Origin of the sequence: Citrobacter sp. CtB7.12, assembly GCF_001297795.1 — a bacterium.
GTDB lineage: Bacteria > Pseudomonadota > Gammaproteobacteria > Enterobacterales > Enterobacteriaceae > Citrobacter_A > Citrobacter_A amalonaticus.
Window position 1 is genome coordinate 74,161 of the sequence record NZ_LIFT01000010.1, and the last position, 25,255, is coordinate 99,415.

The following is a 25,255-nucleotide window of genomic DNA, read 5'->3' on the forward strand; positions in this document are numbered from 1 at the left end:
CCTGCCAAAAAAAGAAACGCTAATTATATGCTTCCCGGACACAAGGCGAAAGTCTAACGCTGTTGTAACAAAAAGTGGCGTTCCAGCAGGGCGCGCGTGAAGTTCTTTTTCAGGTAAAAACCACGCGGCAACGTCAGTATTGGCTCGCCCTGGGCGCCGATCGCCTCGGTGAGCGCTTTGGCGTTTGCCGCCTTCGGTCGTAGTTGTAAAAATTCGCCATGGCGGGCAGTGATACGTTCAACCTGACCGAGCACAATCATGTCCATTAATTCTTCCCAGTCGAGCCGTAACTGACGGTCTTCTTCTTCATCAGGGCTCCACAGTACTGGCGATCCCACCCGCCGCTGCGCGAGGGGAATGCTGCGTTCGCCTTCTACCGGGATCCACAGTACCCGCTTCAGTTTGTGTCGTACGTGACTGGTTTCCCACGTCACGCCGCTGTTTCCGGTCAGCGGTGCAACGCAGACAAAGGTGGTTTCAAGCGGCCGGCCGAGGCTATCCACAGGAATGGTTTTCAATTCGACGCCTAATGCGGCGAAATCCTGTTCAGGCTTACTTCCGGCGCTGGCCCCCAACCAGAGTTCCAGTAATACGCCGATCCAGCCTTTGTCCCGCTTGAGATCTTTCGGCGCAACAATACCTGCCATCGCCGCCAGTTCGCCCAGCGAATAGCCCGAAAGCTGCTGCGCTTGCTGGAGCAGAAGGGCTTCAGATTCCGGTGGAAAGCGTAAAGGATGGAGTCCGGACATGGCGTTACACCTTAGGTGAAAAAATGAACAAGGATTTTATACCGTGAGAAAGAAGTTTATCGTTTTCCACATGTCATATTCAATGTCATGATTTATATTGGTTTTTAGTTTCTGACGTCACGTGTTGCGCAACATAAGAATAGGTTTTCCATTTCTGGTCACTGAATTTAAACAGGATCTTACACCATGTTATCCACAGAAAGATGGGATAACTGTGAAAAACCCCGACTACTGTTTCCATTTACAGCCTTGACGTGCGACAAAAATCGAATTTTCACACAATTTGTGTTTAACTTATTGGCACAATCTGTGGATAAAGTCGGCGCTGTTCGATCTTTCATCAGTCTGAGGATCGTCAGTGTGATGGCTATCACCTTTTTGCCTGGTTATCGCTAAAACGAGCCAGTAACCCCATGAATAAAAGAAAATATTTTTTTCACCCTCTTGTCCGTTTATTCAGACTGTTCCGGGTTTTCCCGGAGTAATTCCGTACTTCTTCACAACTCTATCCACAGAAAAGGTGAATAAAATCGCCCGAATGGGTGAGTGTCTGTTTATAACTTTGTCATTAACTGTGAGTTATTCAATTGTTATTAGATGCACACCGCCGTAACTCAGTGGTTTACCGTCTGTCAGGAGTGTGAAACAATCATTCTCATATAAGGTTTATGTTGAGGTAGTCCGGTGATTGATGACGATGGCTACCGCCCAAATGTAGGTATCGTAATTTGTAATCGTCAGGGGCAAGTGATGTGGGCCCGGCGGTTTGGTCAGCACTCCTGGCAGTTCCCACAGGGTGGGATAAATCCAGGAGAATCAGCAGAACAGGCGATGTACCGGGAACTGTTTGAAGAAGTAGGGTTAAGCCGTAAAGATGTGCGAATCCTTGCCTCTACTCGCAACTGGTTGCGTTACAAGTTACCGAAACGTTTGGTGCGTTGGGATACAAAGCCGGTGTGTATCGGCCAGAAACAAAAGTGGTTTCTTTTGCAGTTGATGAGCGGGGACGCGGAAATCAATATGCAAACCAGCAGCACTCCTGAGTTTGACGGCTGGCGTTGGGTAAGTTACTGGTATCCGGTCCGGCAAGTGGTTTCATTTAAACGCGATGTCTACCGCAGGGTGATGAAAGAGTTCGCAAGTGTTGTGATGGCGCTTCAGGAAGCGACGCCAAAACTGCAAAATACACCTGCTTATCGACGTAAAAGAGGTTAAGCCACGCAAATTATGCTCACCCGCCTGCGCGAAATAGTCGAAAAGGTGGCCAGTGCTCCGCGTCTTAATGAAGCGCTGAATATTCTGGTTACTGACATCTGTCTTGCGATGGATACAGAGGTCTGCTCGGTTTATCTGGCCGATCATGACCGGCGTTGTTATTACCTCATGGCGACGCGGGGGCTTAAAAAACCGCGCGGTCGTACTGTCGCACTCGCATTTGATGAAGGTATCGTCGGCCTGGTTGGCAGGCTGGCGGAACCTATCAACCTCGCTGATGCGCAAAAACACCCCAGTTTTAAATACATCCCCTCGGTAAAAGAAGAACGCTTCCGTGCCTTCCTCGGGGTGCCGATCATTCAGCGTCGTCAACTGCTGGGCGTCCTCGTTGTACAGCAGCGCGAACTGCGCCAGTACGATGAAAGCGAAGAATCTTTCCTGGTGACACTTGCCACGCAGATGGCAGCGATTCTGTCACAATCTCAGCTTACCGCCCTGTTCGGCCAGTATCGCCAGACGCGAATTCGTGCGCTACCGGCGGCGCCGGGCGTGGCGATTGCCGAAGGCTGGCAGGATGCGACGCTACCGCTGATGGAGCAGGTGTATCAGGCCTCGACGCTGGATCCCGCTCTGGAGCGTGAGCGCCTGACCGGCGCGCTGGAAGAGGCGGCAAATGAGTTTCGCCGTTACAGCAAGCGGTTTGCCGCTGGGGCGCAGAAAGAGACCGCCGCGATATTCGATCTCTATTCGCACCTGCTTTCCGATGCCCGCCTGCGACGCGAGCTGTTTGCCGAAGTGGATAAAGGGTCTGTGGCCGAATGGGCGGTCAAAACGATCATCGAAAAGTTTGCCGAACAGTTTGCCGCGCTGAGCGACAACTATCTCAAAGAGCGTGCAGGCGACCTGCGTGCGCTGGGCCAACGCCTGCTGTTCCATCTCGATGATTCCATACAAGGGCCAAATGCCTGGCCAGAACGCTTCGTGCTGGTGGCTGATGAACTCTCGGCCACCACGCTGGCGGAACTGCCGCAGGACCGGCTGGCGGGCGTTGTTGTCCGCGACGGGGCGGCCAACTCCCATGCCGCGATCATGGTCCGTGCCATGGGGATTCCCACCGTGATGGGCGCCGATATTCAGCCATCGGTGCTGCACCGGCGTACGCTGGTGGTGGATGGCTACCGCGGTGAGCTGCTGGTCGATCCTGAACCGGTATTGATCCAGGAATATCAGCGGCTTATCAGCGAAGAGAACGAGCTCAGCCGACTGGCGGAAGATGACGTCAATTTACCCGCACAGCTGAAAAGCGGTGAGCGGATCAAAGTTATGCTGAATGCGGGACTCAGCCCGGAACATGAAGAAAAGCTGGGCAGTCGTATCGACGGCATTGGCCTGTATCGCACCGAAATTCCCTTCATGCTGCAAAGCGGTTTCCCTTCGGAAGAAGAGCAGGTGGCGCAGTACCAGGGCATGTTGCAGATGTTTAATGACAAGCCGGTGACGTTACGAACGCTGGACGTTGGCGCGGACAAACAGCTGCCGTACATGCCAATCAGCGAGGAGAATCCCTGCCTGGGCTGGCGAGGCATTCGCATTACGCTCGATCAGCCGGAAATCTTCCTTGTCCAGGTGCGGGCGATGCTGCGCGCCAATGCGGCGACGGGCAACCTGAGTATTCTGCTGCCGATGGTAACCAGTATCGATGAGGTGGATGAAGCGCGCCGCCTGATTGAACGTGCGGGCCGCGAAGTGGAAGAGATGATTGGGTACGCGATCCCGAAACCGCGTATCGGCATCATGCTGGAAGTACCGTCGATGGTCTTTATGCTGCCGAATCTGGCGAGTCGTATCGATTTTGTCTCCGTCGGGACTAACGATCTGACCCAGTACGTGCTGGCGGTGGATCGTAACAATACGCGCGTTGCCAGCATTTATGACAGTTTGCATCCAGGAATGCTACGCGCGCTGTCGATGATTGCGCAGGAAGCTGAGCGTAGCGATATCGACCTGCGCGTATGTGGCGAAATGGCGGGCGATCCGATGTGCGTCACCATCCTGATTGGACTGGGTTTCCGCCATCTTTCAATGAACGGTCGCTCTGTGGCGCGCGTAAAATACCTGCTGCGTCGCATTGATTACGAAGAGGCAAAAATCCTTGCCCAACGCAGCCTTGAGGCACAACTGGCAACGGAAGTGCGCCATCAGGTGGCAGCGTTTATGGAGCGTCGCGGCATGGGCGGCCTGATTCGCGGGGGGTTGTAAAAGCGCTATACAGATCTTTTACATCTTCCCGACAGCCTCACAGAACCTCGTATGCTATCATTCGCTCCTTTGGAGCGCCTGTAAGTAGTGGGTGTGCATATCGCTTGCTGAATTTTTTCAGCGAAATAACAAGAACTTGTGGTGACAGATGACCAGTAGCTATCTGCATTTTCCGGAATTCGATCCGGTCATTTTCTCAATTGGGCCCGTCGCACTTCACTGGTACGGCTTAATGTATCTGGTCGGCTTTATTTTCGCGATGTGGCTGGCGACGCGCCGAGCCAACCGTCCGGGCAGTGGCTGGACCAAAAATGAAGTCGAAAACTTACTTTATGCAGGCTTCCTCGGGGTCTTCCTCGGGGGGCGTATTGGCTATGTGCTGTTCTATAACTTCCCGCTGTTCCTGGATAATCCGCTGTACCTGTTCCGCGTCTGGGACGGAGGTATGTCCTTCCACGGTGGGCTGATTGGTGTGATTCTGGTGATGATTATCTTCGCCAAACGCACGAAGCGCAGTTTCTTCCAGGTCTCTGATTTTATTGCGCCGCTGATCCCCTTTGGGCTGGGGGCCGGGCGTCTGGGCAACTTTATCAATGGCGAACTGTGGGGCCGTGTCGACCCGAATTTCTCTTACGCCATGCTGTTTCCCGGGTCGCGCACTGAAGACATTCTGCTGCTGCAAACCAACCCGCAATGGCAATCTATTTTTGATACCTACGGCTCTTTACCGCGCCATGCGTCTCAGCTCTATGAGATGGCGCTGGAAGGCGTAGTGCTGTTTATCATTCTTAACCTGTTTATTCGTAAACCGCGTCCGATGGGGTCAGTCTCCGGGCTGTTTTTGATTGGTTACGGCGCGTTTCGTATCATTGTTGAATTCTTCCGTCAGCCGGATCAGCAGTTCACCGGTGAATGGGTACAGTACATCAGCATGGGACAGATCCTCTCGATTCCGATGATTGTCGCTGGTGTGATCATGATGGTTTGGGCCTATCGCCGTCGCCCACAGCAACACGTTTCCTGAGGAACCATGAAACAGTATTTAGAACTGATGCAAAAAGTGCTGGATGAAGGCACACAGAAAAACGACCGTACCGGAACCGGAACGCTTTCCATTTTTGGTCATCAGATGCGTTTTAACCTGCAGGAAGGATTCCCGCTGGTGACGACAAAACGTTGCCACTTGCGCTCCATCATCCACGAGCTGCTGTGGTTTCTGCAAGGTGACACCAACGTGGCCTATCTGCACGACAATAACGTCACCATCTGGGACGAATGGGCGGATGAAAACGGCAACCTGGGCCCGGTGTATGGCAAACAGTGGCGCGCCTGGCCAACGCCGGACGGTCGCCACATTGATCAGATCACGACGGTACTGAACCAGTTGAAAAATGATCCTGATTCGCGCCGTATTATCGTTTCGGCGTGGAACGTCGGCGAACTGGACAAAATGGCGCTGGCACCATGCCACGCGTTCTTCCAGTTCTATGTCGCGGATGGCAAACTCTCTTGCCAGCTGTATCAGCGCTCCTGCGATGTGTTCCTCGGCCTGCCGTTTAACATCGCCAGCTATGCGTTGCTGGTGCATATGATGGCGCAGCAGTGCGATCTGGAGGTCGGCGATTTCGTCTGGACCGGTGGTGACACGCATCTGTACAGCAACCACATGGAGCAGACGCATCTGCAACTGACTCGCGAACCGCGCGCACTGCCGAAACTGGTGATTAAACGTAAACCTGATTCCCTCTTCGACTATCGCTTCGAAGATTTTGAAATCGAGGGTTACGACCCGCATCCGGGGATAAAAGCGCCGGTTGCTATCTGACGGCTTTATCCTGTCATAACCGACGCCTTTGCGCGTCGGTTTTTTTTTACCCAAATTTTGGTTTTTCGGCGCGGGTTCCTGAAATGATGCAACCTGCTGTAACAGAGTAAATTTCTTTCGTAACGCGCCGAAAAACCTGAACTCTCGCCTCGTGTTAACCTCCCGACGCGTCATACTGCCGCCATGAATACACAGCAGGGCTATACGCTCATCGAAACGCTGGTCGCGATGCTTATTATTATCAGCCTGAGTGCAACAGGACTCTATGGTTGGCAGCAGTGGCAGCAACAGCAACATCTCTGGCTGACCGCCTGTCAGTTGCGCGATTTCTTGCTGCAGCTACGGGAAGATGCTAACTGGCATAACCGCGATCACATCATTACCGCCATCAGGGAGGACGCGTCATGGTGTCTTGTCAGTTCGACAGCCTCACGAAATACCTGTACGCCGCGCTCGGCGTTCGTTTTTGTGCCGCTCTGGCACGATGTCGAGCTCGTCGGGATTACAGCTTCACTGACGTTTTATGGTCAGCGCAATACCGCGTGGCCGGGGAATATCCGACTGAAAAATTCGACAGGCGAATGGCGGGTAGTGGTTTCACCGTGGGGACGCATCCGCTTGTGCGAGCGCGACGATACCCAGGGCTGTCGGTGAGTGAACGCGGTTTCTCTCTGCTTGAGGTGCTGATTGCAATGGCGATCAGCAGCGTACTGTTGCTGGGAGCCGCCCGTTTTTTACCGGCATTACAGCGCGATATTTTGCAGCAGACCCGCAGACTCGCGCTGGAGGATTACATGTGGCAGCGGGTGTACACCATTGCGAAACACCTCCAACGTGCAGGATATTGCCACGGTAGCTGTAGTGGTGATGGAGTAAACATTACCAACGCGGGACAGTGTGTCATCGTTCAGTGGGACGCCAACGCGAATGGCGTCTGGGAAAGCGAGCCGGTAAAGGAAGCTGAACAAACCGGGTTTCGCCTGAATGATAACGTGCTGGAGACGCAGCGCGGCGCGAAAACGTGCAGTGGAAAAGGATGGGATAAAATGACCGATCCTGACGTCGTACACATTACGGCATTTGAGGTTGTGCCTCAGGATATCGCGGGCTTTGCACCCGAATTGACCATACATCTGCGCGGCATTAGCCGGAGGGATCCGCAAACCGTGGTCGATGCACGCTACAGCGTTACCGGGTTTAATTTATGAACCACGAACGGGGCGTCTCCTCTCTGGCGCTGGTTCTGCTGCTGTTGGTCCTCGGCAGCTTACTGTTGCAGGGCGTTAACCAGCAGCAGAGCAGTTTTGCTTCACGGGTGACGATAGAAAGTCAGGCTCTGCAACGCCAGGCTGTCGTACAGTCAGCCATGGAGTGGGGCAGGATGCAGCCATGGTCGATAAGCTCGTATAAACCGTGTCGGTACTACGGGGAGGCCAATGTCCCCGTCTGCCTGCGCAGACTCGCCAACAATCGCGTTTTGCTTATTGCCAGCTATCAGGGAACCTCCCTATGGCGAGAAGGCGAGCAACAGGAGGAAAACGTCGTCTTTTCTCTTCATGGCTGGAGCGATTTCTGTCCGCTACGGGAGGTCGCGCTATGCCAGCTCCCCTGAGCCGCCAGTGCGGATTTAGCCTGCCAGAGGTGATACTGGCAATGGTTCTTATGGTGATGGTGGTGACGGCGCTTTCCGGATACCAGCGCGCGCTAATGAACGGTTTTTTCATCAGGAGCCAGTACCTGCAACTCTGGCGTCAGGGCTGGCAGCAGACGCAACTGCGTTCGTTTTCGCCACCTGTTAACTGGCAGGTTAACCGGATGCAGACAACGCAGGCGGGATGTGTCAGCATCAGCGTTACGCTATCTTCACCTCAGGGCAGGCAGGGGAAAATGACGCGCCTGCACTGCCCAAACCGTTAGTTGCCAGGAGTCTCTATGTTAAGGGTCTACCACTCAAATCGTCTGGATGTGCTGGAAGCATTGATGGAGTTCATCGTCGAGCGCGAGCGGCTGGACGATCCTTTTGAGCCGGAAATGATTCTGGTACAGAGTACCGGGATGGCGCAGTGGCTACAGATGACCCTTTCGCAGAAATTTGGTATCGCCGCCAACATAGAATTCCCACTCCCGGCAAGTTTTATCTGGGAAATGTTCGTCCGCGTACTGCCGGAGATCCCCAAAGAGAGCGCTTTCAGCAAACAAAGCATGAGCTGGAAGTTGATGACGCTGCTCCCGCAACTGCTGGATCATGATGATTTCGCGTTACTACGCCACTATCTGACGGACGATACGGATAAACGTAAGTTGTTTCAGTTGTCGTCGCGCGCGGCGGATCTTTTCGATCAGTATCTGGTGTACCGACCGGAATGGCTAACCCAGTGGGAAGCGGGGCGAATGGTCGACGGGTTAGGAGAGGCGCAAAGCTGGCAGGCACCGCTATGGAAAGCGTTGGTGGAATATACCGATGCGTTGGGACAACCGCGTTGGCATCGTGCCAATCTCTATCAACGGTTTATCCAGACTCTCGAAAATGCTGAACGCTGCCCGCCAGGACTTCCTTCTCGTGTGTTTATCTGCGGGATCTCCGCGCTGCCACCGGTATACCTACAGGCACTGCAGGCGCTCGGTAAACATATCGAGATTCATCTGCTCTTCACCAATCCCTGCCGCTACTACTGGGGCGATATTAAAGATCCGGCGTATCTGGCAAAACTGCTGGCACGTCAGCGGCGACACAGTTTTGAAGACCGTCATTTACCGCTGTTTCGTGACAATGCGAATGCCGAAAGTTTGTTTAACGGCGATGGCGAACAGGATGTCGGTAACCCGATGTTGGCCTCGTGGGGGAAACTGGGGCGCGACTATATTTATCTGCTCTCCGAACTGGAAAACAGCCAGGAGCTGGATGCGTTTGTCGACATTACGCCGGATAACCTGCTGCATAACATCCAGGCCGATATCCTTGAGCTGGAAAACCGCGCAGTGGCGGGCGTGAGTCTGGAAGAGTATTCCCGCAGTGACAATAAGCGACGCCTTGATCCAAACGACACCAGCGTCACCTTCCATGTCTGTCATAGCCCCCAGCGTGAAGTCGAAGTCCTCCACGATCGTCTTCTGGCAATGCTGGAGGCAGACCCAACGCTCACCCCGCGTGACATCATCGTGATGGTGGCGGATATCGACAGCTATAGCCCGTTTATTCAGGCCGTCTTTGGCAGCGCCCCTGCGGAGCGTTATCTACCTTATGCGATTTCCGATCGTCGGGCGCGTCAGTCACACCCGGTGTTGCAGGCCTTCATCAGCCTGCTGTCATTGCCTGACAGCCGTTTTGTTTCTGAGGACGTGCTGGCGCTGCTGGATGTCCCGGTGCTGGCGGCACGCTTCAATATCAGCGAAGAAGGATTGCGTTACTTGCGGTTGTGGGTCAATGAATCGGGCATTCGCTGGGGTATTGATGACGACAACGTGCGCGAACTGGAACTTCCGACAACGGGACAGCATACGTGGCAGTTTGGCCTGACGCGCATGCTGCTGGGCTATGCCATGGAAAGTGCGCAGGGCGAGTGGCAGTCCGTTCTGCCTTACGATGAGTCCAGCGGACTCATCGCCGAACTGGTAGGGCATCTGGCGTCGTTACTGATGCAGCTTAATCTCTGGCGTCGTGGCCTGGCACAGGAACGTCCACTGGAAGAGTGGCTGCCAGTGTGTCGCGAGATGCTCAACGATTTCTTCCTGCCTGACGCTGAAACCGAGGCGGCCATGACGCTGATTGAGCAGCAGTGGCAGGCGATCATCGCCGAAGGTATAGAGGCTAAGTATGGTGATGCGGTTCCGCTATCCCTGTTGCGCGATGAACTGGCGAAGCGGTTGGATCAGGAGCGAATTAGTCAGCGCTTTTTAGCCGGGCCGGTAAACATCTGTACGCTGATGCCGATGCGCTCCATTCCTTTCAAAGTGGTCTGTCTGCTGGGTATGAACGACGGTGTTTATCCGCGCCAGCTTGCGCCGCTCGGTTTTGATCTCATGAGCCAGAAACCAATGCGTGGGGATCGCAGTCGTCGTGATGATGATCGTTATCTGTTCCTTGAAGCCTTAATTTCTGCCCAGCAGTCGCTTTACATCAGCTATATCGGGCGCTCGATCCAGGATAACAGCGAACGGTTTCCTTCCGTGCTGGTGCAGGAGCTGCTCGATTACATCGGACAAAGCCACTACCTGCCGGGTGACGACGCGTTAACCAGCGATGAGAGCGAGAAACGGGTGAAAGCGCATATCGCCCGCCTGCATACCCGTATGCCGTTCGATGCGCAAAACTTCCTGCCCGGTGAACAGCAGAGCTACGCCAGCGAATGGCTACCGGCGGCAAGCCGTCGTGGAGAAGCCCATAGCGATTTTGTGCAGCCGTTAGCCTTTGATATGCCAGAGACGCTGAGTCTGGAAACGCTGCAGCGCTTCTGGGCGCATCCGGTGCGGGCGTTTTTCCAGCAGCGTCTGCAGGTTAATTTCCGCTCCGAAGAGCGTGAGATCCCGGACTCCGAACCGTTTACCCTGGAAGGGCTGACCCGTTATCAGCTCAACCAGCAGTTACTGAATACGCTGGTTGAACAGGATGATGCCGAACGTCTGTTCCGTCGCTTCCGTGCGGCGGGGGATCTGCCGTATGGGGCCTATGGCGATATCCTCTGGGAAGCTCAGCATCAGGAAATGCAGACGCTGGCGGACAGGATCGTGGCTTGTCGTCAGCCGAGCCAAAGCCTGGAGGTTGATCTGCACTGCAATGGCGTACAGTTGACGGGCTGGCTGCCGCAGGTGCAAGAAGATGGTCTGTTGCGCTGGCGGCCTTCGTTAATCAGCATTTCACAAGGCGTGCAACTTTGGCTCGAACACCTTGTCTATTGTGCCTGCGGAGGAAAAGGTGAAAGCCGGCTGTTTTTGCGAAAAGACGGAGAGTGGCGATTCCCACCGCTGGAGCAAGAGCAGGCATTGGGGTATCTGGCGCAATTGATTGACGGATATTGCGAAGGGATGTCCACACCGCTGCTGGTGCTACCGGAAAGCGGCGGCGCGTGGATAAAAACCTGTTATGACGCGGCAAATGATGCCATGTTAGATGACGATGATACGCGTCAAAAAGCCCGCGTGAAGTTTATGCAGGCTTACGAAGGCAACATGGTCGTGCGTGGCGAAGGCGAGGATATCTGGTATCAGCGCCTGTGGCGACAACTGGACTCTGAAACCTTTGAGGCCATTATTTTGCAGTCACAACGTTACCTGCTTCCGCTTTTCAGATTTAATCAGTCGTGATGGTTGTATAAAAATTGCGCAATTTTGATGCTTCCTTTATGATGCGTTGCCCTGCTCAGAGAAGCATCCAATGTGTCTTTGCGCAGAAAGAAAGTTAATGATGAGGTTCTTGAATGCCCCGCAGCACCTGGTTCAAAGCGTTACTGTTGTTGGTCGCCTTTTGGGCGCCTTTAAGTCAGGCAGATACCGGTTGGCAGCCCATTGCGGAAACCATCCGTAAAAGCGACAAAGATACCCGCCAGTATCAGGCCGTCCGTCTCGATAATGGTTTGGTGGTATTACTGGTATCCGACCCGCAGGCGGTGAAATCGCTTTCTGCGCTGGTGGTGCCCGTGGGGTCTCTGGAAGATCCCGATGCGCATCAGGGGCTGGCACATTATCTTGAACACATGTGTCTGATGGGATCGAAAAAGTACCCACAGGCCGATAGCCTTGCGGAATACCTCAAATTGCATGGCGGCAGCCACAATGCCAGCACTGCGCCGTACCGCACGGCGTTCTATCTGGAAGTGGAAAACGACGCGCTTACTGGTGCCGTTGACCGCCTGGCCGATGCCATTGCTGAACCGTTACTGGATAAAAAATATGCCGAGCGTGAGCGCAATGCAGTAAACGCTGAGCTGACGATGGCGCGTACCCGTGACGGGATGCGAATGGCGCAGGTGAGCGCGGAAACCATCAACCCGGCTCACCCCGGTTCACGTTTTTCCGGCGGCAACCTGGAAACCTTAAGCGACAAACCGGGTAATCCGGTGCAACAGGCGTTGCGCGATTTTCACAGCAAGTATTACTCCGCCAATCTGATGAAAGCGGTTATCTACAGCAATAAGCCGTTGCCGGAACTGGCAAAGATTGCTGCAGAGACCTTTGGGCGAGTGCCCAACAAGAATATCGAAAAGCCGGAAATTACCGTTCCGGTCGTCACTGATGCGCAGAAGGGCGTTATCATCCATTACGTACCTGCGCTGCCGCGTAAAGTGCTGCGCGTTGAGTTCCGAATCGACAACAACAGCGCGCAGTTTCGCAGTAAAACCGATGAACTGATCACCTATCTGATCGGTAACCGTAGCCCGGGTACGCTTTCTGACTGGCTGCAAAAACAAGGGCTGGTGGAAGGTATTCGCGCGGACTCCGATCCGGTAGTCAACGGCAACAGCGGTGTGTTAGCCATTTCCGCTACCCTGACCGACAAAGGGCTGGCGAACCGCGAAGAAGTGGCTGCGGCTATTTTCAGCTATCTCAATCTGTTACGCGAAAAGGGCGTCGATAAACGCTACTTTGACGAGCTGTCGCATGTGCTTGATCTGGACTTCCGTTACCCGTCGATCACCCGTGATATGGATTACGTCGAATGGCTGGCGGATACCATGATCCGCGTGCCGGTGGCGCATACTCTGGACGCAGTGAACATTGCTGATCAATACGATGCGAAAGCCATTCAGGCGCGTCTGGAGATGATGACGCCGCAAAATGCGCGAATCTGGTACATCAGCCCAAAAGAACCGCACAACAAGACCGCTTACTTTGTTGATGCTCCTTATCAGGTCAATAAAATCAGCGAGCAGACGTTCAGCGACTGGCAGAAGAAAGCGCAGGAGATAGCCCTGTCTCTGCCGGAACTGAACCCTTACATTCCTGACGATTTCACGCTGATCAAGCCGGAAAAGAAATACGACCGTCCGGCGCTGATTGTCGATGAGCCTAATTTGCGCGTGGTATACACCCCGAGCCAGTATTTCGCCAGCGAACCGAAAGCGGACGTGAGCGTCATTCTGCGTAATCCGCAGGCGATGGACAGCGCCAGAAACCAGGTCATGTTTGCGCTGAACGATTATCTGGCGGGAATTGCGCTCGATCAGTTAAGTAACCAGGCGGCGGTGGGCGGCATCGGTTTCTCAACCAACGCCAACAATGGCTTAATGCTCAATGCTGACGGCTATACGCAGCGTCTGCCGCAACTTTTCCAGGCATTGCTTGCAGGTTATTTCAGCTATACCGCAACTGAAGAGCAGCTTGAGCAGGCGAAATCCTGGTATAGCCAGATGATGGATTCTGCCGAAAAGGGGAAAGCCTACGAGCAGGCAATTATGCCGGTGCAGATGATCTCTCAGGTGCCTTATTTCTCCCGTGACGAACGGCGTGCACTGCTGCCGTCGATCACCCTGAAAGAGGTGATGGCCTACCGTGATGCATTGAAAACGGGCGCTCGTCCGGAGTTTCTGGCGGTTGGCAACATGAGCGAAGCGCAGGTCACGACGATGGCGCGGGATATCCAGAAACAGCTGGGGGCGAACGGTTCCGAATGGTGTCGCAACAAAGATGTGCTGGTGGATAAGAAGCAGTCTGTCATTTTTGAAAAAGCGGGCAGCAGTACCGACTCCGCGCTGGCGGCAGTCTTTGTTCCTGCCGGTTATGACGAGTATGCCAGCTCGGCCTACAGCGCCATGCTGGGCCAGATTGTCCAGCCGTGGTTCTACAATCAACTGCGAACGGAAGAGCAGTTAGGGTATGCGGTGTTTGCCTTCCCGATGAGCGTCGGACGCCAGTGGGGAATGGGTTTCCTGCTGCAAAGCAGCGATAAACAGCCGCCGTATCTCTGGGAACGCTACAAGGCGTTTTTCCCCACGGCGGAAGCAAAACTGCGGGCAATGAAACCGGAAGAGTTCGCCCAGATTAAACAGGCGATCGTCGCGCAGATGTTGCAGGCACCGCAAACGCTGGGTGAAGAAGCGTCGAAATTAAGCAAAGATTTCGATCGCGGCAATATGCGTTTCGATTCACGTGATAAAATTGTGGCTCAGATAAAACAGCTGACGCCGCAAAAGCTTGCTGATTTCTTCCATCAGGCGGTGGTCGAGCCGCAAGGCATGGCGGTACTGTCGCAGATTTCCGGCGGTCAAAACGGGAAGCCGCACTATGTGCACCCGGAAGGCTGGAAAGTGTGGGACAACGTCAGCGCGTTGCAGCAAACTTTGCCCCTGGTGAGAGAACAGAATGAATGATGTCGCCGAGTCCCTTGATCCCCTGCGCTTGCCCCTCACGGGCGAGCGCCTGATTGAAGCCTCTGCGGGCACCGGCAAAACCTTTACTATCGCGGCGCTCTATCTGCGCCTGCTCCTCGGGCTCGGCGGGTCTTCCGCCTTTCCCCGTCCCCTGACCGTTGAAGAACTGCTGGTGGTAACCTTTACTGAGGCCGCCACCGAAGAGTTGCGCGGGCGTATCCGCAGTAATATTCATGAGCTGCGTATCGCCTGCCTGCGCGAATCGACTGACAACCCCCTTTATGCCCGTCTGCTGGATGAAATCGACGATAAAAAGCAGGCGGCGCAGTGGCTGCTGCTCGCCGAAAGACAGATGGATGAGGCGGCGGTATTCACCATCCACGGTTTTTGTCAGCGCATGCTGAGCCTGAATGCCTTCGAATCCGGCATGTTATTTGAACAACAGCTGATCGAGGATGAATCGCTGCTGCGCTATCAGGCCTGTGCGGACTTCTGGCGCCGTCACTGTTACCCCCTGCCGCGTGAAATTGCCCAGGTGGTGTTTGAAACGTGGAAAGGGCCACAGGCGCTGCTGGCGGATATTAACCGTTACCTGCAAGGGGAAGCGCCGGTTATCAAAGCGCCACCGCCGGATGACGAAACGCTGGCGTCCCGTCATCAGCAGATCGTGCAGCGAATCAATGCGCTTAAGCAACAATGGTGTGATGTGGTGGGTGAACTTGAGGGATTGATGGAAGCCTCAGGCATCGACCGGCGTAAATTTAACCGTGGCAACCAGGGCAAATGGATTGAGAAGATCAGCGCCTGGGCGCAGTCCGCAACGCAAAGCTACCAGTTGCCAGAGGCACTGGAGAAATTCTCTCAGCGTTTCCTTGAGGACAGAACCAAAGAAGGCGGCGTTGTGCCGCAGCATCCGCTGTTTGTCGCGATTGATGAATTACTGGCGGAACCGCTGACGCTCAGAGATCTGATGATCACCCGCGCGCTGGCGGAGATCCGTGAAACGGTGGCGAAAGAAAAACGCCGCCGGGGTGAACTGGGGTTTGACGATATGCTCAGCCGACTGGATAGCGCGCTGCGCAGTGAAAGCGGCGATGCGCTGGCGGCGGCGATCCGTACCCGCTTCCCGGTAGCAATGATCGATGAGTTCCAGGATACCGATCCGCAGCAATACCGTATTTTCCGTCGCATCTGGCAGCATCAGCCAGACACCGCGCTGCTACTGATTGGCGACCCGAAGCAGGCGATTTATGCGTTTCGCGGCGCGGATATTTTTACCTATATGAAGGCCCGCAGTGAGGTCAGCGCGCACTATACCCTCGACACCAACTGGCGTTCCGCACCAGGCATGGTGAACAGCGTCAACAGGCTGTTCGGCCTGATGGATGACGCCTTCATGTTCCGCGAGATCCCGTTCCAGCCGGTGAAATACGCTGAAAAAAACCAGTCGCTGCGTTTTGAATTTTACGGCGAAACTCAGCCCGCAATGACGATGTGGTTGATGGAAGGAGAAAGCTGCGGAATAGGCGATTATCAAAGCTATATGGCGCAGGTGTGCGCTGCGCAGATCCGCGACTGGCTGAAGGCCGGGTTGTGCGGAGAGGCGATGCTTATCAGCGGTCACGACGCGCGTCCGGTGAGCGCGGCGGATATCAGCGTGCTGGTGCGTAGCCGCCAGGAAGCGGCGCTGGTACGCGATGCCCTGACACAACTGGCGATTCCGTCCGTCTATCTTTCCAACCGCGACAGCGTGTTTGAAACGCTGGAAGCGCAGGAGATGCTCTGGCTATTACAGGCGGTGATGGCACCGGAAAAAGAAAATACGCTACGCAGCGCGCTGGCGGCCTCAATGATGGGGTTGAACGCGCGCGACATTGACATGCTCAATGGCAATGAAAACGCCTGGGATCGGGTAGTTGACGAGTTTGTCGGCTACCGTCAAATCTGGCAAAAACGTGGCGTGATGCCGATGCTGCGTGCGCTGATGTCAGCGCGACAGATTGCGGAGAACCTGCTGGCAACGGCGGGAGGTGAGCGTCGCCTGACCGATATTTTGCACATCAGTGAGCTATTGCAAGAGGCCGCTTCGCAACTGGAAAGCGAGCATGCGCTGGTGCGCTGGCTCTCGCAGCATATTCTTGAGCCTGACAGCAATGCTTCCAGCCAGCAAATGCGTCTGGAAAGCGACAGCCATCTGGTGCAGATCGTCACCATCCACAAGTCAAAAGGGCTGGAGTATCCGCTGGTCTGGCTGCCGTTTATCACGAATTTCCGCGTTCAGGATCAGGCGTTTTATCACGACCGCAACTCGTTTGAAGCAGTTCTGGATCTGAGCGAGGCGGACGAAAGCGTGGCGCTGGCGGAAGCCGAAAGGCTGGCGGAAGATTTGCGTTTACTGTACGTGGCGCTGACGCGTTCAGTCTGGCACTGCAGTCTGGGCGTCGCACCTCTGGTTCGTCGTCGGGGCGATAAAAAGGGCGATACCGATGTGCATCAGAGCGCGCTGGGGCGTCTGCTGCAAAAAGGCGAACCGATGGATGCCGCCGGGCTACGCTCGGCGATAGACGCAGTTTGCGATGAGAACATCGTCTGTCGTATCCCGGACGCGGTCAGTATGGAGCCGTTGCCTGGCACCGTTGCGAGCGAGGCGTCTCTGAATGCCCGACGGGTACAACGAACGCCGGGCGACAACTGGCGGGTGACCAGCTATTCCGGCCTGCAACAGCGTGGTCACGGCATCGCACAGGATCTGATGCCGCGACTGGATATCGATGCGACAGGCGTGGGTGAAGTGGTTGAGGAGCCGGAACTGACGCCGCACCAGTTCCCACGCGGCGCATCGCCAGGAACATTTTTACACAGCCTGTTTGAAGATCTCGATTTTACCCAGCCGGTTGAGGCTGCCTGGGTGCAGGAAAAACTGGAGCTTGGTGGCTACGATGCCGACTGGGAACCGGTCATCACCGCGTGGGTGACGGCGATTCTCCATGCGCCACTCAATGAGACTGGCGTCAGTCTGAGCCAGCTTTCTGCGCGTGAAAAACAGGTCGAGATGGAGTTTTATCTGCCCATTAGCCAACCGCTTATTGCGGAAAACCTGGATGCGCTGATCCGCCAGTTTGACCCGCTCTCGGCGGGCTGTCCGCCACTGGAGTTCACCCAGGTTCGCGGGATGCTGAAGGGCTTTATCGATCTGGTATTTCGTCACAACGGGCGCTATTACCTGCTGGATTACAAATCGAACTGGCTGGGAGAAAACAGCGCCGCTTACACCCCAGAGGCGATGGCGGCGGCCATGCAGGCGCATCGCTATGATTTGCAGTATCAGCTCTATACCCTCGCGCTGCACCGGTATCTGCGCCATCGCATCGCAGATTACGACTACGAGCGCCATTTTGGCGGCGTGATTTATCTGTTCCTGCGCGGCGTGGACAGCAAACAGCCGCAGCAGGGGATTTACACCACACGCCCGGCGGGTGAGTTGATTACCCGGATGGACGAGATGTTTGCCGGGGTGGCGCTGGAGGAGGCATCATGACGCTACAGAAGCGATTACTTGAGGCCGTCGGGCAGAAGCAACTGCGCCCGCTGGATGTGCAATTCGCGCTGGCGGTGACCGGCGAACATGAACCTGCCGTGACGCTGGCAGCGGCGTTACTCAGCCGGGATGCCGGAGAAGGGCACGTCTGTTTACCGCTTTCTCAACTGGCGCTGAATGCAGATAATCCCCCTTTCTATTCTTCATGCCTTAGCGACATTGGCGAACCCGAGAACTGGGAAGAATGCCTGCTCGCTTCCGACGCCGTCAGTCATGGAGAGCGGCCATCGCCGATGGTCCTTTATGGCGACCGTTTGTATCTGAACCGGATGTGGTGCAACGAACGTACCGTTGCTCATTTCTTTAGCGAGGTGAATCGACCCATTGAGGTGGATGAAACCTTGCTGACGCAAACGCTGGAAGCGCTGTTCCCGACGACAAACGAAATCAACTGGCAAAAAGTCGCCGCGGCGGTCGCGCTGACCCGCCGTATTTCGGTGATTTCAGGCGGGCCGGGAACGGGGAAAACAACCACCGTGGCCAGGCTGTTGGCGGCGCTGATCCAGATGGCGGAAGGCGAGCGTTGCCGTATTCGCCTGGCGGCGCCGACGGGTAAAGCAGCGGCGCGTTTGACGGAGTCCTTAGGCAAGGCGCTGCGTCAGTTGCCGCTGACGGATGAACAAAAGAAACGCATCCCGGATGATGCCAGCACTCTGCACCGGTTGCTGGGCGCGCAACCCGGCAGTCAGCGTTTACGCCATCACGCGGGCAACCCGCTACATCTGGATGTGCTGGTGGTGGATGAGGCGTCAATGATCGACCTGCCGATGATGTCGCGCTTGATCGACGCATTGCCGTCGCACGGGCGTATCATTTTCCTTGGCGATCGCGATCAGCTTGCTTCGGTCGAGGCGGGGGCGGTGCTGGGGGATATCTGTGCCTGGGTGAATGCGGGCTATACCCCTGAACGGGCACAGCAACTGGCTCGCCTGACGGGGATGCCCGTTCCGGCAGGTGCTGGAGAAGACGCCGCCACGCTACGGGACAGCCTCTGTCTGCTGCAAAAGAGCTACCGTTTTGGCAGCGATTCCGGCATCGGGCAACTGGCGGCGGCGATTAACCGTGGCGATAAGGCGGCGATAAACGACATTTTCCTGCAAGGCTTCAGCGATATCGATAAACGGACGCTGGAGAGCAGTGAAGATTACACCGCCATGCTTGAAAACGCACTGGCAGGTTATGGACACTATCTGCAACTGCTTCAGGCGCGCGCGGAGCCTGCATTAATCATTCAGGCATTCAATGAGTTCCAACTGCTGTGCGCGCTGCGCGAAGGGCCGTTTGGCGTGAGCGGACTGAATGAACGTATCGAACTGGCTATGCAGCAAAAGCGCAAAATTCATCGCCTGCCACATTCCCGCTGGTATGAAGGACGGCCAGTGATGATTGCCCGTAACGACAGCGCGCTGGGCTTGTTTAACGGCGATATCGGTGTGGCGCTCGATCGTGGGCAAGGATTAAGGGTCTGGTTTGCGATGCCGGATGGCAGTATTAAGTCTGTGCAGCCCAGCCGCCTGCCGGAGCATGAAACGACCTGGGCAATGACGGTGCACAAATCTCAGGGCTCGGAGTTCGATCATGCCGCGCTGGTGTTACCCACGCAGCGCGCGCCGGTGGTGACACGGGAACTGGTGTATACCGCCGTGACCCGCGCACGTCGCCGCCTGTCGTTATATGCCGATGAACGCATACTTGGCAGTGCGATTGCCACCCGAACCGAACGACGCAGTGGGCTGTCGACGTTGTTTAAATGAGAGGTTGCCGGATAAGCCGTTTGCGTCGCTATCCGGCAATGCGATAACCACTACCCCAGATCCGCCATCAGGACTTTGGATTTCCGCTGATAGTTGTACATCTCTTTCTTGCTTTCCGGCAGCAGGTCGATATCCACCGGCGTGAAGCCGCGTTCCTGGAACCAGTGAATGCTGCGGGTCGTCAGGACGAACAGCTTGCTCAGGCCAATCTGCTTCGCCTGGGCGGCGATCCGCTCCAGTAGCACTTCTCCCCTAGAAGAACTGCGGTAGTCCGGATGGACAGCCACGCAGGCCATTTCGCCGATTTTTTCTTCCGGGAAGGGGTACAGTGCGGCACAGGCAATGGTCATATTATCGCGCTGGATAATGGTGAACTTGTCGATCTCCATTTCCAGTTGTTCGCGTGAACGACGCACCAGAATGCCCTGCTGTTCCAGCGGGCGGATCAGCTCCAGGATCCCGCCGATGTCGTTAATGGTGGCGCGGCGGATCTGCTCGGCGCTTTCCATCACAATTTGTGTCCCGATACCGTCGCGCGAAAACAGCTCCTGCAACAACGCGCCATCTTCCTGATAGCTGATCAGGTGACACCGACGGACGCCGCTGCGACAGGCTTTCACCGCGCCACGCAGAAAGCGTACGGTACCCGAGTTGTAATCGCCTTTTTCTTCCTGTGCTTCTACGCGCGCCTGGGCCTCGTTCGGGAACAGTTCGGAGACGATATCACCGTCGTCGTTGGTCACCCCTTGCGAAGAACAGAATCCGATCATCTTTTCGGCTTTCAGTTTAATCGCCAGTTGCGTGGCGATCTCTTCTGAAGTCAGGTTAAAGCTTTCGCCAGTGACAGACACCGCAACGGGGCCCATCAGCACAATGGCGCCGCTGTCCAGTTGACGATGGATCGCCTCTTCATCGATGCGACGGATACGTCCGCTGTGGCAGTAATCTACGCCGTCATCGACGCCCAGCGGCTGCGCAATGATAAAGTTGCCGCTGACCACGTTGATATGCGCCCCCTGTAGCGGCGTATTGTTCAGGCTCATCGACAGGCGAGCGGTGATATCCAGTTGCAACGTTCCCGCCGCCTGCTTTACCAGCTCCAGCGTTTTGGCGTCGGTGACGCGGGTATTTTTGTGATACATCGGCTCATGGTGATGAGTGGCGAGGTTGGCGTCAATTTGCGGACGCGCGCCATAAACCACGACCAGGCGAATGCCGAGGCTGTGAAGAAGCCCAATGTCATTGACGATGCTGGAAAAGTTTTCATGCTCAATGGCTTCGCCGCCGAGCATAATGACAAACGTTTTTCCCCGATGGGTATTGATATAGGGAACAGAATGGCGGAATCCCTGTACCAGTTCGGTTCTACGCTCCTTCACCACGGCATATCCTCATTGCATGATTATTCGTAATTAGTGTATTTTTATTCTGTTTTTCCGCCGCGCGCAAGTGCAAATTTTGACCCTGACAAAGTTTTTTCTCAGTAATACCGTGAATACAATAAGAATGTTTACCCTTTTATAGATGACAGATTATGCGTCATTCGTTAAAGTTTCCGGTCAATTTAGACGTTTACTATCTCATCACCAATACGTTTTATTTTGCTCGGGAGAAGCATGTCAGGATCCAATCCACCTATTAGCCGCCGTCGTTTACTGCAAGGGGCGGGCGCCATGTGGCTATTGAGCGTCAGTCAGGTCGGTCTGGCTGCGGTCAGTCAGGTCATTGCGGTTCGTATTTGGCCAGCATCCAGTTACACCCGTGTGACGGTGGAATCGAATCAACAGCTGAAGTACAAGCAGTTTGCGCTGAGCAATCCTGAACGCGTGGTGGTGGATATTGAAGGTGTGAACCTGAATTCCGTGCTGAAAGGCATGGCGGCGCAAATTCGCCCCGACGATCCTTACATTAAGTCGGCACGCGTGGGACAGTTCGATCCGCAGACCGTGCGCATGGTGTTTGAACTGAAGCAAAACGTGAAACCACAGCTGTTCGCGCTGGCGCCGGTGGCGGGTTTTAAAGAGCGTCTGGTTATGGATCTCTATCCGGCCAATGCGCAGGATATGCAGGATCCGCTGCTGGCGCTGCTGGAAGATTACAACAAAGGCGATCTTGATAAGCAGGTACCGCCCGCGCAGAGTGGGCCTCAGCCGGGCAAAGCGGGGCGCGATCGCCCGATCGTGATCATGCTCGATCCGGGGCATGGCGGTGAGGATTCTGGTGCTGTCGGTAAATACAAGACGCGTGAGAAAGATGTCGTGTTGCAGATTGCCCGTCGGTTGCGTGCCTTAATCGAGAAAGAAGGCAATATGAAGGTCTATATGACGCGAAATGAAGATATTTTCATTCCGCTCAAGGTGCGCGTGGCGAAGGCCCAGAAGCAGCGGGCCGACCTGTTTGTCTCGATTCATGCGGATGCGTTCACCAGTCGCCAGCCCAGCGGTTCGTCCGTGTTTGCGTTATCGACCAAAGGGGCGACCAGTACGGCGGCGAAATATCTGGCGCAAACGCAGAACGCCTCGGATTTGATCGGCGGCGTGAGCAAAAGCGGCGACCGCTACGTCGACCACACCATGTTCGATATGGTGCAATCGCTGACCATCGCCGACAGCCTGAAGTTTGGTAAAGCGGTGCTCAACAAACTCGGCAGGATTAACAATTTGCACAAAAATCAGGTAGAACAGGCCGGGTTTGCGGTGCTGAAAGCGCCGGATATCCCGTCGATTCTCGTTGAAACGGCGTTTATCAGTAACATCGAAGAAGAGCGAAAGCTGAAAACAGCCACCTTCCAGCAGGAAGTGGCAGAGTCGATTCTGGCTGGGATCAAAGCGTACTTCGCCGATGGGGCGACGCTGGCGAGAAGGGGATAATAAAAAAGCGCTGAAAAGCGCTTTTTTTACGAACCGCAGATACAAAAAAACACCCGTTAAGGTGTTTAGTATTGGTTGCGGGGGCCGGATTTGAACCGACGACCTTCGGGTTATGAGCCCGACGAGCTACCAGGCTGCTCCACCCCGCGTCCGTCTTCCTGCTTCGCATTTTTAAACTGCTTTGCAGAATTAGATACTGCCTCAAAATTTGATTGGTTGCGGGGGCCGGATTTGAACCGACGACCTTCGGGTTATGAGCCCGACGAGCTACCAGGCTGCTCCACCCCGCGTCCGCCATTCTGCTGCGCATTTTAAGCTGCTTTGCAGAAGCATGTACTGCATCAAATTTTAATTGGTTGCGGGGGCCGGATTTGAACCGACGACCTTCGGGTTATGAGCCCGACGAGCTACCAGGCTGCTCCACCCCGCGTCCGTGGATGCGCACTATACTCTGCTAACATTTTCATGCAACCCTTTTTTCACCTGGATCACGGTTTCGGGATGAAAATGAACAAAAACAAGGCATTTCAGTTTAAATAATGTGCAAAATTTGCGTCTGGGCAGCGGTGCTCGTTTCATTAGCGGGCCGGGTTTGTTATCTTCATGACGCATGATTTACAGCTAAAAGAAGAGAACAATGAAAGGACGTTGGGTAAGTTACCTTCTCATGGGCGCGGTGGTTGCAATGCTGGCTGCCTGTTCCTCTAAACCAACCGATCGCGGACAGCAGTATAAAGACGGGAAGTTTACCCAGCCTTTCTCACTGGTGAACCAGCCGGATGCCATCGGCGCACCGATCAACGCCGGCGATTTTGCCGAGCAGGTCAATCAGATCCGCAGTGCTTCTCCGCGTCTGTACGGCAATCAAAGCAACGTTTATAACGCGGTGCAGGACTGGCTGCGCTCTGGCGGCGATACGCGCACCATGCGCCAGTTTGGTCTCGACGCCTGGCAGATGGAAGGTGCCGATAACTACGGCAACGTGCAGTTTACCGGTTACTACACGCCGGTGATTCAGGCGCGCCATACGCGTCAGGGCGAATTCCAGTACCCAATCTATCGCATGCCGCCGAAACGGGGACGCTTGCCGTCTCGCGCGGAGATTTACGCGGGCGCACTGAGCGAGAACTACATTCTGGCGTACAGCAACTCTCTGATGGATAACTTCATCATGGACGTCCAGGGTAGCGGCTATATCGATTTTGGCGACGGCTCCCCGTTGAACTTCTTTAGCTATGCCGGGAAAAACGGGCATGCCTATCGCAGCATCGGCAAAGTACTGATCGATCGAGGCGAAGTGAAGAAAGAAGATATGTCGATGCAGGCGATTCGCCACTGGGGCGAAACCCACAGCGAAGCAGAAGTGCGTGAGCTGCTGGAGCAGAATCCGTCATTCGTCTTCTTTAAACCGCAATCTTTTGCCCCGGTGAAAGGTGCCAGTGCTGTACCGCTGATTGGTCGCGCGTCGGTGGCGTCTGACCGCAGTATTATTCCGGCAGGCACTACGCTGCTCGCCGAAGTCCCGCTGCTGGACAACAACGGGAAATTTAACGGGCAGTATGAACTGCGTCTGATGGTGGCGCTGGATGTCGGCGGGGCAATTAAAGGCCAGCACTTTGACATTTACCAGGGCATCGGGCCAGACGCCGGACACCGCGCAGGCTGGTACAATCACTATGGTCGCGTGTGGGTGCTGAAGAGCGCACCGGGCGCAGGTAACGTGTTCAGCGGCTAGTTGTCGGATGGCGCTTCGCTTATCCGTCTACATCATCGGGTAGGCCTGATAAGGCGCAGCCGCCATCAGGCAGTCATACCGTTCGATATTAATGAATTTGAGGTGTTATGTCTGTGGTTATCAGTGATGCCTGGCGTCAGCGTTTTGGCGGCACCGCGCGTCTGTATGGTGAAAAAGCCCTGCAATTGTTTGCCGATGCGCATATCTGCGTGGTTGGGATCGGCGGCGTCGGTTCCTGGGCGGCAGAAGCTCTGGCGCGAACCGGGATTGGCGCGATTACGCTCATCGATATGGATGACGTGTGCGTGACCAACACCAACCGCCAGATCCATGCTCTGCGCGACACTGTTGGGCTGGCGAAAGCCGAGGTGATGGCTGAGCGTATCCGCCAGATTAACCCCGAGTGCCGGGTGACGGTAGTCGATGATTTTGTGACGCCGGATAGCGTCGCAGAATACATGAGCGCAGGTTTTAGCTATGTGATTGACGCGATTGACAGCGTGCGGCCAAAAGCGGCGCTGATTGCGTACTGTCGGCGCAATAAGATCCCGCTGGTGACCACCGGCGGCGCGGGTGGGCAGATCGATCCGACGCAGATTCAGGTTGTTGACCTGGCGAAAACGATTCAGGATCCGCTGGCGGCGAAACTGCGCGAACGACTGAAAAGCGATTTTGGCGTCGTGAAAAACAGCAAAGGCAAACTCGGCGTCGACTGCGTGTTTTCAACGGAAGCGCTGGTGTATCCGCAGTCTGATGGCAGTGTGTGCGCCACGAAGGCGACGGCGGAAGGACCCAAACGAATGGACTGTGCGTCGGGGTTCGGTGCGGCAACGATGGTTACCGCCACGTTCGGTTTTGTAGCAGTATCCCATGCGTTGAAAAAGATGATGGCAAAAGCGGCGCGTCAGGGCTGAGATTCTCTTGCGCGGGGCAATACGTCGCAGGCC

General features: G+C 55.2%; 17 protein-coding genes and 3 tRNA genes. 15 read left to right on the forward strand and 5 right to left on the reverse strand.

Annotation, left to right across the window (positions count from 1 at the left end; all coding sequences use genetic code 11):
• Positions 1 to 53: 53 nt before the first annotated feature.
• Entirely contained in the window at positions 54 to 749 is a 696-nt protein-coding gene (gene mutH, locus AOY24_RS14025) for a DNA mismatch repair endonuclease MutH (protein WP_044254180.1), read from the reverse strand.
• A 684-nt stretch (positions 750 to 1,433) separates the two neighbouring features.
• Between mutH and rppH the strand changes: the two genes are divergently transcribed.
• From rppH to recD, 12 genes are all read left to right on the forward strand, one after another.
• A complete protein-coding gene (gene rppH / locus AOY24_RS14030) occupies positions 1,434 to 1,964 on the forward strand; it encodes an RNA pyrophosphohydrolase (RefSeq protein ID WP_054176841.1) in 531 nt (176 codons plus the stop codon).
• Positions 1,965 to 1,976: 12 nt separating this feature from the next.
• On the forward strand, positions 1,977 to 4,223 hold the full coding sequence (gene ptsP, locus AOY24_RS14035; RefSeq protein ID WP_044254183.1) for a phosphoenolpyruvate--protein phosphotransferase: 2,247 nt from the start codon (positions 1,977 to 1,979) through the stop codon (positions 4,221 to 4,223).
• 148 nt (positions 4,224 to 4,371) lie between these two features.
• Positions 4,372 to 5,247 (forward strand): prolipoprotein diacylglyceryl transferase, encoded by an 876-nt coding sequence (gene lgt, locus AOY24_RS14040; RefSeq protein ID WP_042322421.1) that lies wholly within the window; start codon positions 4,372 to 4,374, stop codon positions 5,245 to 5,247.
• Between the two features lie 6 nt (positions 5,248 to 5,253).
• Positions 5,254 to 6,048, forward strand: coding sequence for a thymidylate synthase (gene thyA, locus AOY24_RS14045; RefSeq protein ID WP_042999473.1), 795 nt, complete (start codon positions 5,254 to 5,256; stop codon positions 6,046 to 6,048).
• A gap of 183 nt (positions 6,049 to 6,231) precedes the next feature.
• The gene (locus AOY24_RS14050; RefSeq protein WP_054176842.1) at positions 6,232 to 6,702 is read left to right on the forward strand and encodes a prepilin peptidase-dependent protein; all 471 of its coding nucleotides are present in this window, start codon (positions 6,232 to 6,234) and stop codon (positions 6,700 to 6,702) included.
• A complete protein-coding gene (locus AOY24_RS14055) occupies positions 6,693 to 7,256 on the forward strand; it encodes a prepilin peptidase-dependent protein (RefSeq protein WP_054176873.1) in 564 nt (187 codons plus the stop codon). The genes AOY24_RS14050 and AOY24_RS14055 overlap by 10 nt, the downstream gene beginning before the upstream one ends.
• Entirely contained in the window at positions 7,253 to 7,660 is a 408-nt protein-coding gene (locus AOY24_RS14060; RefSeq protein WP_054176843.1) for a DUF2509 family protein, read from the forward strand. The genes AOY24_RS14055 and AOY24_RS14060 overlap by 4 nt, the downstream gene beginning before the upstream one ends.
• A complete protein-coding gene (locus AOY24_RS14065) occupies positions 7,645 to 7,965 on the forward strand; it encodes a prepilin-type N-terminal cleavage/methylation domain-containing protein (protein ID WP_054176844.1) in 321 nt (106 codons plus the stop codon). The genes AOY24_RS14060 and AOY24_RS14065 overlap by 16 nt, the downstream gene beginning before the upstream one ends.
• A 15-nt stretch (positions 7,966 to 7,980) precedes the next feature.
• Complete coding sequence (gene recC / locus AOY24_RS14070) at positions 7,981 to 11,349, forward strand: exodeoxyribonuclease V subunit gamma (protein WP_054176845.1); 3,369 nt, start codon at positions 7,981 to 7,983, stop codon at positions 11,347 to 11,349.
• A gap of 113 nt (positions 11,350 to 11,462) precedes the next feature.
• Complete coding sequence (ptrA, locus tag AOY24_RS14075; RefSeq protein WP_054176846.1) at positions 11,463 to 14,351, forward strand: pitrilysin; 2,889 nt, start codon at positions 11,463 to 11,465, stop codon at positions 14,349 to 14,351.
• A complete protein-coding gene (gene recB / locus AOY24_RS14080) occupies positions 14,344 to 17,889 on the forward strand; it encodes an exodeoxyribonuclease V subunit beta (RefSeq protein ID WP_054176847.1) in 3,546 nt (1,181 codons plus the stop codon). Before ptrA ends, recB begins: the two co-directional genes overlap by 8 nt.
• Positions 17,886 to 19,703 (forward strand): exodeoxyribonuclease V subunit alpha, encoded by a 1,818-nt coding sequence (gene recD / locus AOY24_RS14085; protein WP_044254207.1) that lies wholly within the window; start codon positions 17,886 to 17,888, stop codon positions 19,701 to 19,703. Before recB ends, recD begins: the two co-directional genes overlap by 4 nt.
• 50 nt (positions 19,704 to 19,753) lie before the next feature.
• Here the strand turns inward: recD and argA are convergent, their stop codons facing one another.
• Positions 19,754 to 21,085 carry an amino-acid N-acetyltransferase gene (gene argA, locus AOY24_RS14090; protein WP_042999482.1) on the reverse strand — a complete coding sequence of 444 codons (1,332 nt, stop codon included), beginning with the start codon at positions 21,083 to 21,085 and terminating at the stop codon, positions 19,754 to 19,756.
• A gap of 234 nt (positions 21,086 to 21,319) precedes the next feature.
• Between argA and amiC the strand changes: the two genes are divergently transcribed.
• Complete coding sequence (amiC, locus tag AOY24_RS14095) at positions 21,320 to 22,573, forward strand: N-acetylmuramoyl-L-alanine amidase AmiC (RefSeq protein WP_042999483.1); 1,254 nt, start codon at positions 21,320 to 21,322, stop codon at positions 22,571 to 22,573.
• 72 nt (positions 22,574 to 22,645) lie between these two features.
• Here the strand turns inward: amiC and AOY24_RS14100 are convergent.
• From AOY24_RS14100 to AOY24_RS14110, 3 genes are all read right to left on the reverse strand, one after another.
• Positions 22,646 to 22,722 (reverse strand) — tRNA-Met (locus tag AOY24_RS14100).
• A gap of 64 nt (positions 22,723 to 22,786) precedes the next feature.
• Positions 22,787 to 22,863 (reverse strand) — tRNA-Met (locus AOY24_RS14105).
• 63 nt (positions 22,864 to 22,926) lie between these two features.
• Positions 22,927 to 23,003: transfer RNA gene (locus AOY24_RS14110), tRNA-Met, on the reverse strand.
• A gap of 207 nt (positions 23,004 to 23,210) precedes the next feature.
• Between AOY24_RS14110 and mltA the strand changes: the two genes are divergently transcribed.
• Both mltA and tcdA read left to right on the forward strand, forming a co-directional pair.
• Positions 23,211 to 24,308 carry a murein transglycosylase A gene (gene mltA, locus AOY24_RS14115; protein WP_042999484.1) on the forward strand — a complete coding sequence of 366 codons (1,098 nt, stop codon included), beginning with the start codon at positions 23,211 to 23,213 and terminating at the stop codon, positions 24,306 to 24,308.
• 107 nt (positions 24,309 to 24,415) lie between these two features.
• Positions 24,416 to 25,222 (forward strand): tRNA cyclic N6-threonylcarbamoyladenosine(37) synthase TcdA, encoded by an 807-nt coding sequence (tcdA, locus tag AOY24_RS14120; RefSeq protein ID WP_044254213.1) that lies wholly within the window; start codon positions 24,416 to 24,418, stop codon positions 25,220 to 25,222.
• Positions 25,223 to 25,255: the final 33 nt, after the last annotated feature.